A 12,018-nucleotide genomic window follows, 5' to 3' on the forward strand; every position below is an offset into this window, starting at 1 on the left:
TTTACATTCTAACTTAAGCCCCGAGTCTATTGATGTTTTAAATCATTTTCCTCAGTTTTTGCAGTAGGTTGTGGCGACGTATTTACCACAGCACCACCAGTTCCACTACCACCACTTGTCGTCACAGTTGGGCCATTTTTTGGCTTGGCTGGACGCACTGGCAACCCAGCCATGATGTCGTTTATCTGGTCTGCATCGATGGTTTCCATTTCCATTAATGCTTTGGTCATGGCTTCCACTTTATCGCGGTTGTCTTCAAGCAGTTTGCGGGCAAGTGCATATTGCTCATCCAGAATACGGCGGATTTCAGCATCCACTTTTTGCTGGGTAGCTTCAGACACGGTGCGGGAAGACATGCTGCCCATCCATGAATCCTGCTCGCTACCTGCATAGACCATAGTCCCCAAGCTATCAGACATACCGTATTTGGTCACCATATCACGCGCCAGTTTGGTTGCACGTTCAAAGTCGTTTGAAGCACCGGTTGACATCTGATGCATGAAAATTTCTTCAGCAATACGGCCGCCGAACAGAATGGAAATATCATGCAACATTTTGTCTTTGTAGTTGCTGATACGATCATGCTCTGGCAGTTGCCAGGTTAAACCCAAAGCCCAGCCACGCGGCATGATGGTGACTTTATGCACAGGATCAGCAGTAGGCAACAACTTGGCAACAACAGCATGACCAGACTCATGGTAAGCCGTGTTCAAACGCTCTTCTTCACGCATGACCATAGATTTACGCTCAGGACCCATGAAGATTTTATCTTTGGCATCTTCAAAGTCTTGCATGTCTACAGTGCGCTTGTTACGGCGAGCTGCGAATAATGCTGCTTCATTCACCAGGTTAGCCAGATCTGCACCACTGAAGCCAGGCGTACCACGGGCCAGAATATCAGCCTTAACATCCGGATCAATCGGCACTTTGCGCATATGTACGTTCAGAATCTGCTCACGGCCTTTAATGTCTGGCAAGCCAACCATTACCTGCCGGTCAAAACGACCAGGACGTAACAATGCTTTATCCAGTACATCTGCACGGTTAGTCGCAGCGATCACAATCACACCGGAGTTAGCTTCAAAACCATCCATCTCAACCAGCATCTGGTTCAGTGTCTGTTCACGTTCATCGTTACCACCACCAGTACCGGCACCACGATGACGACCAACTGCATCAATTTCATCAATAAAGATGATACAAGGCGCATTTTTCTTGGCATTTTCAAACATGTCGCGTACACGCGCAGCACCTACACCGACAAACATTTCAACGAAGTCAGACCCAGAAATGCTGAAAAATGGTACTTTAGCTTCACCGGCAATGGCACGTGCCAATAAGGTTTTACCAGTGCCTGGAGGGCCGACCATTAATACACCACGGGGAATACGGCCACCCAGTTTCTGGAACTTGCTAGGATCTTTAAGAAACTCAACCAGCTCCGAGACTTCTTCTTTGGCTTCGTCGCATCCAGCCACATCTGCAAAGGTAGTGCTGTTATTGGACTCGTCCAATTGACGCGCTTTGCTCTTGCCGAATGAGAATGGACCACCGCCCTTACCACCGCCCTGCATTTGGCGCATAAAGAAAATCCAGACGCCAATCAGCAAAATCATCGGGAACCAGGATACGAAAATGCTCATGAGCATAGATTCGCGTTCTTCTGGTTTAGCGTCAACAATGACGTTATTTTTTAATAAATCTGAGACCAACCATGGGTCGGAAGGCGTGAAGGTGTCATAATTTTTACCTTCATTGGTAGTCACATGCAAATTACGCCCATCAATCTGGACTTTTGCCACGCGGCCATCTCTCACCTCTTGCATAAATTGTGAGTAAACCACCTGACCGCTATTCTTGCTGGTGCCGTTGAATTGATTAAATACCGTCATCAACAACAAGGCGATAGCTACCCAAATCGCGATATTCTTCAATAGATTGTTCAAGATGGTTCCTTAACTAAAAACAGAAGGCCGGGAATATCCCTACAAGTGACTATGGAGGCAAAGCCAAAAAATTCAAGCCTTAATTGTATTGTATACACAATTTTTTGGTTTTGCGACGAAACTAAACACCGAAAACCATTGCATTTCAAGGTTTTCGATGTAATCCCAGCAAATAGACTTCACTACTGCGATCTCGTGAAGCTTTGGGTTTGCGGGTGACGACTTTTTCAAACTGGCTGCGCATTTGTTTGATTAATTCATCAAATCCGCTGCCGATGAACACTTTGACCAGAATATGTCCGCCCGGTTTCAACCAATCTTTACAAAATTCCAATGCCAGTTCAGTCAGGTAAGTTGCGCCTGCCTGATCGACATCTTTAAGGCCGCTCATATTCGGGGCCATATCTGCAATCACTAAATCGACCAACTTATTATTCAGACTTGCTTCCAGTTGTTTGAGTACGGTTTCCTCACGGAAATCACCGCAAATAAACTCTACGCCCGGAATAGGATGCATTTCCAGGATATCGAGTGCAATCACCCGCCCCTGCCCTTTCAGGCGTTGCACGGCGACCTGGGACCAGCTGCCCGGGGTAGAACCGAGGTCAACGATGGTCATACCCGGTTTAATTAATTTATCTTTGTCATCGATTTCCAGCAGTTTATAAGCTGCACGCGCCCTGTAGCCCTCTTTTTGTGCACGTTTGACGTACTCGTCATTCAGATGCTCTTGCATCCATGCCTTGCTGGTTTTAGAAGGTTTCATAGGGTGAGTATTGGCTTCGTGCTAAAATAGAGGTTGTCTTGAAGGAATGCTTTTATGCAATTAAATAGTAAACAAATCGCGCATTTACGTGGGCTGGCCCACACGCTTAATCCAGTGGTCATGATTGGCAACAACGGGCTGACTGAATCTGTATTAAAAGAGATTGACCTCAACCTGAATGCGCATGAATTAATTAAGGTGCAGGTTTCAGGTGATGACCGCGCGTCACGTAAAGCTATGCTGGATGAAATCGCCAGCAAGGTGAATGCAGTTGTGGTGCATCATATCGGTAAACAATTGGTGTTTTATCGTGCTAGCGACACCGTTAAAGCGTCAGCGAAAATTGTTATCCCAAAATTATAACAAGCTGATTGGCTGATTAAAAAACGCGCATTTATTGCGCGTTTTTGTTATCTGGATTTAATGACCAGCCACAACCCGAGCACACACTCTGCCAAGTAAGCAACACTTGCAATCCCGTGCCAGGTTTTAAAGCGACTTGCAAATACACTCTGCATGACATCTTTAGGCAGGGCGCTGGCTTTCAGTTGCGCTAACAATGGTTGAATACCGAACTCGCCTACCAATACCAGCACCCACATTATCAACACTATCCAGAACAGGCTTTGCTTGAAAGCTGAAAAGCCATCTGCTGCCAAGCGCTGCACCAGCAACCACAAACCGCTGACAATACCGATATAACTGACAATGGTAAACAGCTTGCCTGCAACCAGCCCGGCCAGTTGCCGATCAACAATATTCTGGAACAGCACACTGGCAGTGATACCCGTCATCCACAACGCACCTACCCATAATGTGAGCAGCACCGGAGTTAACCATCCGGTAAATCCAGCTTTAGATGCCATTTGCGCTTCCCTTGTGTTGAAAGAAACTTACTAAGTTGGATGAGTATTTCAATAAATACTATTTATAAAGTACTTCTATAATTTCGTACTCTTTAATCCCACCTGGAGATTGCACTTCCGCCACTTCGCCTTCGGATTTACCGATCAGGCCACGTGCAATCGGTGAACTCACCGAGATTTTGCCATTTTTGATATCTGCTTCATCTTCACCCACAATTTGGTAGATTTTGCTGTCGCCTGAGTCCAGGTCTTCAAAACGTACGGTCGCCCCGAATACCACGCGGCCTTCTGCATTTAATGTCGCCGGGTCAATAATCTGCAGGTTGGAAAGTTTGGCTTCCAATTCGGAAATGCGACCCTCAATAAAGCTTTGGCGTTCTTTAGCCGCTTCGTATTCTGCATTTTCTGACAAATCACCCTGCGCACGCGCCTCAGCAATTGCCTGAATAATATTCGGGCGATCAACCGCGCGAAGACGTTGTAATTCTTCTTTTAATAATTCTGCACCAAGCACGGTCACAGGAAATTGATTTACTGCCATAACGAAAACCTTGAAAAAATTAGTATAAAAAAAATAAACCACACCCGGTCGAGCGTGGCTTATTTCAATAACAGTCAGTGCAATATTTCTTAATGCAATGACCTCAGTGTAAGTTATGCCAGACGTTTGTGCAAGTCTTGCACCGAATACACATCCATGTCCTTGCTTTGTGCCATACCGATACAGGCAGCACGGGCGCCAGCCAATGTGGTGTAGTAGGTAACCTTGTTTTGCAAGGCACTACGACGGATCTCATATGAATCGGTGATTGCTTTTTTGTCTTCGGTCACATTCACAATCAGGCTGATTTCATTGTTCTTGATCATGTCAACAATATGCGGACGACCTTCGGCTACCTTGTTCACCGGCGTCACATCCAGACCCTGCTCGGACAAAGCCCGCGCAGTACCTTTGGTCGCCACGATGGTAAAGCCCAGGCTAACCAGATCTTTGGCGATATCAATAACCTTACGGTGATCTTCATTACGCACACTGATGAAAGCACGGCCACCGGTAGGCATTTTCACTGAAGCACCTAATTGTGATTTGACGAATGCTTCGGCAAACGTGTTGCCTACACCCATCACTTCACCAGTCGATTTCATCTCAGGCCCGAGGATGGTATCTACTCCTGGGAATTTGATGAATGGGAATACCGCCTCTTTCACTGAGTAGTAAGGCGGAATCACCTCTTTGGTCACCCCTTGTGACTTCAGTGATTGACCCGCCATACAGCGCGCGGCGATTTTTGCCAGTTGCAAACCACAAGCCTTGGAGACGAACGGTACGGTACGTGAAGCACGCGGGTTCACTTCCAGCACATACACCACTTCACCCTGCTCAGTGTTCTGCACGGCAAACTGCACGTTCATAAGGCCTTTCACGCCTAATGCTTTCGCCATCTGGACAGTTTGGCTACGCAATTCATCCTGCAATTCGTCGCTCAAACTGTAAGGTGGCAATGAACAGGCTGAGTCACCGGAGTGCACCCCTGCTTGCTCCACGTGCTGCATAATGCCGCCGATCAATACATCTTCGCCATCGCTTAGCGCATCCACATCTACTTCAATCGCGTCATTGAGGAAACGATCCAGCAATACCGGTGATTCGTTAGACACTTTCACCGCTTCGCGCATATAACGCTCAAGCTGACTTTGCTCATGCACGATTTCCATCGCGCGGCCGCCCAACACATACGATGGACGTACCACTAATGGGTAACCGATTTCCATCGCTAGGCGTATCGCTTCTTCAGGCGCACGCGCAGTACGGTTTGGTGGTTGTTTGAGGTTTAGCTTGTGCAACATTTGCTGGAAGCGCTCACGGTCTTCGGCACGGTCAATCGCATCTGGAGTAGTACCAATGATAGGCACACCAGCTTTTTCCAGGTCACGCGCCAATTTCAATGGCGTTTGGCCACCATATTGCACGATCACGCCTACCGGCTTCTCAATATTGACGATTTCAAGCACGTCTTCCAGCGTCACCGGTTCAAAATACAGGCGGTCGGAAGTATCGTAATCGGTAGACACGGTTTCCGGGTTACAGTTAACCATAATGGTTTCGTAACCATCTTCACGCATCGCAAAAGCCGCATGTACGCAGCAATAATCAAACTCAATACCCTGGCCAATACGGTTCGGGCCACCGCCCAATACCATGATTTTTTTCTTGTCAGTTGGGTTGGACTCGCATTCTTCCTCATAGGTTGAATACATATAAGCGGTATTGGTCGCAAATTCTGCGGCACAAGTATCCACACGCTTGTAAACCGGACGCACACCCAAAGCCTGCCGGAAAGCGCGCACCGCGTGCTGGTCAGTATCCAGCAACTTGGCCAGACGACGGTCAGAGAAACCTTTGCGCTTCAACCTGAATACTGTTTCTTTACTCAGATCGGCAATATGTTTGCCTATCAGCGACTGCTCAAGTTTGATAATTTCTTCAATTTGCACCAGGAACCAACGGTCTATTTTGGTGATATCAAAAATCTCGTTGGTAGTCATGCCTAAACGGAATGCATCAGCCACATACCAGATACGCTCAGGACCTGGCTCACCCATTTCCTTAACGATACGATCCTTGTCATCAGTCAAGCTGTCCAAACCATCGACGCCCACTTCCAGGCCACGCAATGCCTTCTGGAAAGATTCCTGGAAACTGCGGCCCATCGCCATCACTTCACCTACAGATTTCATCTGAGTGGTGAGGCGGCTATCGGCTTGCGGAAATTTCTCAAAGGCGAAACGCGGCACTTTGGTTACAACATAATCAATAGAAGGCTCAAACGATGCAGGCGTCTGGCCACCGGTAATTTCGTTACGTAACTCATCCAATGTAAAGCCGACTGCCAGCTTGGCAGCCACTTTTGCAATCGGGAAACCAGTGGCTTTGGAAGCCAATGCAGATGAACGTGAGACACGCGGGTTCATCTCAATCACAATCATGCGGCCATCATCTGGATTAATCGCAAACTGTACGTTGGAACCACCGGTATCAACACCGATTTCACGCAGTACCGCCAACGAGGCGTTACGCATGATCTGGTACTCTTTGTCGCTCAATGTTTGCGCTGGCGCAACTGTAATGCTGTCACCGGTATGCACACCCATCGGGTCCAGGTTTTCAATCGAGCAGATAATAATGCAGTTGTCCGCCTTGTCGCGTACCACTTCCATCTCATATTCTTTCCAACCCAATAACGACTCTTCAATCAGTAATTCGTTAGTGGGTGAGGCATCCAGGCCACGTTCGCAGATGGCAATAAATTCTTCACGATTGTAGGCAATACCGCCACCACTACCGCCCATGGTGAAGGAAGGACGGATAATCGCTGGATAACCAATTGTCGCCTGCACTTGCAGTGCTTCTTCCAGGCTATGCGCAATCGCAGAGCGCGCCGAACCCAAACCAATTTTGGTCATGGCTTCTTTAAATTTTTGACGGTCTTCAGCTTTATCGATCGCTTCTTTTGAAGCACCGATCAATTCAACTTTGTATTTCTCCAGTACCCCGTACTTGTCCAGGTCTAACGCGCAATTCAAAGCGGTTTGGCCGCCCATGGTAGGCAACAGCGCATCAGGACGCTCTTTTTCAATGATTTTCTCGACGATTTGCCAGGTAATCGGCTCGATGTAAGTCGCATCCGCCATTTCTGGATCGGTCATGATGGTTGCCGGATTCGAGTTCACCAGAATCACACGGTAACCTTCTTCACGCAGAGCCTTACAGGCTTGCGCACCAGAGTAGTCAAACTCACAGGCCTGGCCAATGACAATCGGACCGGCGCCGATGATCAGAATACTTTTAATGTCAGTTCTCTTTGCCATTAGCTGGACTTTCTTTCTAGCGTTGATTTGCTGTCTTGCATTAACTGTATGAAGCGGTCAAACAACACGCTCATTTCTTGCGGGCCTGGGCTGGCCTCAGGATGGCCCTGGAAGCTGAACGCTGGCTTGTCTGTGCGTGCTATACCTTGCAGGCTGCCGTCGAACAATGAGATATGCGTCACTTTAATATTGGCAGGCAAAGTAGATGGGTCGGCCGCAAAGCCATGGTTTTGGCTGGTTATATATACACGCTTGGTTTCAACGTCTTGCACCGGATGGTTTGCACCATGGTGGCCAAATTTCATCTTCAATGTTTTGGCGCCACTGGCTAAAGCCAGTAACTGGTGTCCCAAACAGATACCAAATGTGGGAATACCACTATCAACCAATGTTTTAATCGCTTTAACCGCGTAATCACATGGTTCCGGATCACCAGGACCATTGGTCAGGAAGATACCGTCAGGTTTGTAAGCCAGTGCTTGTTCAGCAGTCGCTTGGGCTGGCAGTACTGTGACTTTACAGCCGCGAGAAACCAGCATGCGCAAGATATTGCGTTTAACGCCGTAGTCAAACGCTACCACATGAAACTTCTGCTCAGTAGTCTTGCTGAAGCCTTTACCCAAATGCCATTCAGGCTCGGTGAATTCGTAAGTTTCTTTACAGCTCACCACTTTGGCCAGGTCCATGCCTGCTAAACCAGGGAACCCTGTGGCTAATGAGAGAGCTTGCGCCTCATCAACAGATTCGCCAGCCATAATACAGCCTGCCTGCGCACCTTTTTCACGCAATATGCGCGTCAGTTTGCGGGTGTCAATATCGGCAATCGCGACCACATTGTTAGTTTTCAAATAATCTGAAAGATTTTGTTCACTGCGGAAATTGCTTTCCAATAAGGGCAAGTCACGGATGATCAGACCTGCAGCATAGACTTTGCCTGACTCTACATCTTCACTATTGGTACCATAGTTACCAATGTGAGGATAAGTCAGTGTCACAATTTGTTCGGTATACGAAGGATCGGTAAGAATTTCCTGATAACCAGTGATAGAAGTGTTAAACACTACTTCACCGGTCGTATGACCTGAAGCGCCAATGCTAATGCCCTTAAAAACAGTTCCATCTGCTAAGACTAAAATCGCTGGAATTGTTTTTGACACCTTTAGCTCCTTAAGTTTGATACGAAACACATCCTTTAGAGGGTTCAGCCTGGGGGTTGAAGGTGATTCAAGCTCCGGTGAATAGATGTGCAAAACGGGAAAAGCTTTTTGGACTCTTCCCGTTTCAGAATTGCAGCATTATAGCCTATTAAGACCACTCACTCAAGAGCAGCTAGATATGTAAATTACTTAGTTTTGCTAAAACCTGCCTGACATCACCGCAAAATCTATTTAGCAAAACCGAGTACATCGCGCATATCAAACAAGCCGCTCGGCTTATCTGCCAGAAATTTGGCAGCACGCAATGCGCCTTGCGCAAAGGTAGCACGGCTGGAAGCTTTATGGGTTAACTCTACCCGCTCTCCCGTACCCGCCAGCACAACTGTGTGGTCGCCCACCACATCGCCACCACGCAGGGTAGCAAAGCCAATGGTGCCGGCTTCACGTTCGCCAGTCACACCTTCACGTGCGTAGACCGCACAATCTTTCAATGCTTTATCAATCCCCTTGGCAGCTGCTTCACCTAAGCGCAACGCGGTTCCGGATGGCGCATCTACTTTGTGACGGTGATGCATTTCAACCACTTCAATATCGTAACCATCATTCAATACGCGTGCCGCCTGCTCAACCAGATTAATCAGCAAGGTCACGCCCACACTCATATTCGGGGCAAACACAATACCTGTCTGCTGCGCCGCATGTTCAATCGCTGTTTTTTCAGTCTCGTTGAAACCGGTTGTGCCAATCACCAACTTAACCTTGGCTTGCTGGCAAGCTTGCAAATATTGCAGACTGGCTTCAGGCCGGGTGAAATCAACCAGCACGTCTGCACCTTGCAAGGCCGCAGAAATATCTGAAGTAATGTTTACACCGCTGACTTTACCAAATTGCTCACCAGCATCACGGCCTATCATTCCACTGCCAGCTCTATCCAATGCAGCATGCAATTGCAAACTACTATCGGAAAACACACCATCCAGCAGGGCATGCCCCATACGGCCTGACACGCCTGCAATCACTACTTTTAACATAACTCGCTCAATACATTCTTAAAATTACACGGGGTTTCTTTAAAACCCGATTTGTTCAGCCGCAGGCTCTGACTGCTCCGGGCTGTTTTCAGGCGTTATCACCTGTTGCTTAGCGGTCGGCAACTCAGTGGCAGAAGTAGCAGTTTCACGTACGATTAACCATGTCTGTGTTGCAGGGTCCAGTTTAAACTCCAGCTTTTTAACCATCACATCACGGTAAGCCTTGGCTGAATACTTCTGGTTAAAGGTGGCCACTGCGCTATCGCCGTTACGCTCAACGTTCACCGCATCAACTTCCAGGCTAATATTGCCTTGAGTTGGGGCGAGACGTTTTTTACGCTGTGCTTCCCATGCACTCTTGCTAGGCAATCCTTCAGGTTTAAAATCTGGAGAGTAGGCTGCCAGATAGGCTTTAATGTTTTTGGTGCGCCAGGCTTGTGCCCAGGTTTCAATCGCGGCTTCAACAGTTGGCTCGGTTGCAACAGGAATTTCCACTTTTGCAGCGGTAGCGGCAGGGACTGCCACCTCTGCCTTGTTAGGCAAGGCTACCACTTCAGGTACTGGAGAAGACCCTATTGCTGCAGTACGCTCACGTGTAATTAACCAGCGTTTTTGAGCCGGCTCATAACGCAATTCCAGCGTTTTCAACAGTTCGTCCTTGTAAGTTTTAGCAGCATATTTCTGCTCAAACTGTACAACGGCTTCACCGCCATCACGCTGTACCTGCAAGTTATTCAACACCAGGGTGATTTCGCCTTGTTTGGAAGAAAGACGTTGTCTGCGTTGCGCCTCCCAAACTTTCCTGCTTGCAATACCATCAGGCACAAACTCTGGCGCATAAGCTGCAAAATAGGCATTCACATCTTTGCTTCTCCAAGCTTGCGCCCAGGCCGCCACAGATTGATTGACACCAGCATCGCTAGTGGCTGATGCCTGTGCAGTTGGTTCTGCAACCGGTACGGCGGCCTGTTTAACAACCGGGGGCTTAGCTTCGGTTGCCGCTTCAGCTGCAGCAGCTATGGCTGCCGGTGGAATATTCTGCTTAGCAACAGGCTTAGGCGGTGGTGGCGGCAATTCTGGCTCAGGCTCTGGTTCCGGCAATTGCTCAGCGATAAACGTAGGGTTTGATTCATCAGTTACCTTGGGTGCAACGCCTTTTTCTGTCACTTGGTGCGCTTGCGCATCAATAGCCGGTGCGTTGGCTTCAGCCATATTGCCCTTTATCATCTCCCCTTCAGTCGGGATGACTTGCTCTACATATTCCCCTTCAGGGATATAAGGGATCACCTCGTCATCGTCGGGCGAGGTTGGCTGTGTTTTGACGATTGTTGGCTCATTCTTTTTAGTCGCAGGGGCTTGCGTGACTGATGGCTTGGTCGCGGCAGGCTTGGTTTCAACTTTTTTAGTCTCTGTAGATTTTGAAGGAGCATTCTTGGCCACTGCAACTACCGCGGGGGTAGCAATTGCAGCCGATGTCACTGGCGCCACTACACTTTTGCCAGCTGCTGAAGGCGGAGAAGCTTTCACAGGCGGAGGCAATACTGGCTCAGGCTCAGCTACGGCAGGCGCAGCCACTGCCTCTTGCTCAAACACCGGCGGTGGCTCAACTACTTCAGAAGGTTTAGGTGCCACCCCTTTTTCGGTCACGGCATGTGCGCTAGCATCTGCCACCTGGTTAGCAGAAGCATCCAGATTACCTTTCGCCATATCTTGCGGGGTAGGTGCTGCGGAATACTCACCTTCAGGAATGTATGGCACAACTTCATTGTCAGCAGCATTGACAGCTTGAGGTTCTGGTACTTTGGCTACTTCAGGCGTTTTAGGTACTTCAGCAGCTTTTGCGGTCGCAGGCACTTCAGGTGTAGTAGTCAACTGGGACTTTGGTTGATCTGCATTGGATGGCTGTGGCTCATTTGCAGAATTTTTATCAGACTCAGCAGTTGCTGCGCCAGCAACTGCTCCTGTAGCAGCGGCACCAGCCGCCTCATCGCTTTTCCAGAATTTGAGTTTATCTGACCAGCTTTGATCTTGCGCCTCGGCCACTTTTTGTTTAGGTGTTTCGGCAATCGTTTTGATTTCCGGATTTTCTGCGGATGGAATGACATCTCCACGTACAGTTACTAAACTATCTTTATCAAAGTCGAGAATCACCCTGCGCTTTTCCACCACTGCACCTTGCTTGCGCAACTCGTAGAAATAATCCCAGCGGTTATCACGGAAACTATCTACAACTAGTGGTGTCCCCATGATGTAGCGCACTTGCGAGCGCGTCATACCCGGGCGTAACTGCAATAGCATTTTCGATGTAACGACATTCCCCTGTTGCACTTCCATCTTGAAAGGCTTCATGGATGGAAGCTTTGCACCACACCCACTCCCAAG

At 48.4% G+C, this 12,018-nt stretch carries 9 protein-coding genes; 1 reads left to right on the forward strand and 8 read right to left on the reverse strand.

What is annotated here, in order from left to right:
• Nucleotides 1-26: 26 nt before the first annotated feature.
• Entirely contained in the window at nt 27-1,946 is a 1,920-nt protein-coding gene (gene ftsH, locus ASG34_RS08670) for an ATP-dependent zinc metalloprotease FtsH (RefSeq protein ID WP_055829566.1), read from the reverse strand.
• 145 nt (nt 1,947-2,091) lie between these two features.
• Nucleotides 2,092-2,712, reverse strand: a complete 621-nt coding sequence (gene rlmE, locus ASG34_RS08675; RefSeq protein WP_055829569.1) for a 23S rRNA (uridine(2552)-2'-O)-methyltransferase RlmE — start codon at nt 2,710-2,712, stop codon at nt 2,092-2,094.
• A 54-nt stretch (nt 2,713-2,766) separates the two neighbouring features.
• On the opposite strand from rlmE, the gene yhbY reads away from it, so the two are divergent.
• A complete protein-coding gene (yhbY, locus tag ASG34_RS08680) occupies nt 2,767-3,075 on the forward strand; it encodes a ribosome assembly RNA-binding protein YhbY (protein WP_055829573.1) in 309 nt (102 codons plus the stop codon).
• A gap of 47 nt (nt 3,076-3,122) precedes the next feature.
• On the opposite strand, the gene ASG34_RS08685 is transcribed toward yhbY, so the two are convergent.
• The 6 genes from ASG34_RS08685 to ASG34_RS08710 all read right to left on the reverse strand — a co-directional run bounded on the left by ASG34_RS08685 (nt 3,123) and on the right by ASG34_RS08710 (nt 11,985).
• Entirely contained in the window at nt 3,123-3,578 is a 456-nt protein-coding gene (locus ASG34_RS08685) for a DUF4149 domain-containing protein (protein ID WP_055829575.1), read from the reverse strand.
• 58 nt (nt 3,579-3,636) lie between these two features.
• Complete coding sequence (gene greA / locus ASG34_RS08690) at nt 3,637-4,119, reverse strand: transcription elongation factor GreA (RefSeq protein WP_055829578.1); 483 nt, start codon at nt 4,117-4,119, stop codon at nt 3,637-3,639.
• Between the two features lie 113 nt (nt 4,120-4,232).
• The gene (gene carB / locus ASG34_RS08695) at nt 4,233-7,448 is read right to left on the reverse strand and encodes a carbamoyl-phosphate synthase large subunit (RefSeq protein ID WP_055829581.1); all 3,216 of its coding nucleotides are present in this window, start codon (nt 7,446-7,448) and stop codon (nt 4,233-4,235) included.
• Complete coding sequence (gene carA, locus ASG34_RS08700) at nt 7,448-8,605, reverse strand: glutamine-hydrolyzing carbamoyl-phosphate synthase small subunit (protein ID WP_055829583.1); 1,158 nt, start codon at nt 8,603-8,605, stop codon at nt 7,448-7,450. Before carA ends, carB begins: the two co-directional genes overlap by 1 nt.
• 227 nt (nt 8,606-8,832) lie before the next feature.
• Nucleotides 8,833-9,636, reverse strand: coding sequence for a 4-hydroxy-tetrahydrodipicolinate reductase (dapB, locus tag ASG34_RS08705; RefSeq protein ID WP_055829588.1), 804 nt, complete (start codon nt 9,634-9,636; stop codon nt 8,833-8,835).
• Between the two features lie 39 nt (nt 9,637-9,675).
• Nucleotides 9,676-11,985, reverse strand: a complete 2,310-nt coding sequence (locus tag ASG34_RS08710; RefSeq protein WP_235559728.1) for a L,D-transpeptidase Cds6 family protein — start codon at nt 11,983-11,985, stop codon at nt 9,676-9,678.
• Between the last annotated feature and the right edge of the window lie 33 nt (nt 11,986-12,018).

Origin of the sequence: Methylophilus sp. Leaf416, assembly GCF_001424665.1 — a bacterium.
Classification (GTDB): domain Bacteria; phylum Pseudomonadota; class Gammaproteobacteria; order Burkholderiales; family Methylophilaceae; genus Methylophilus.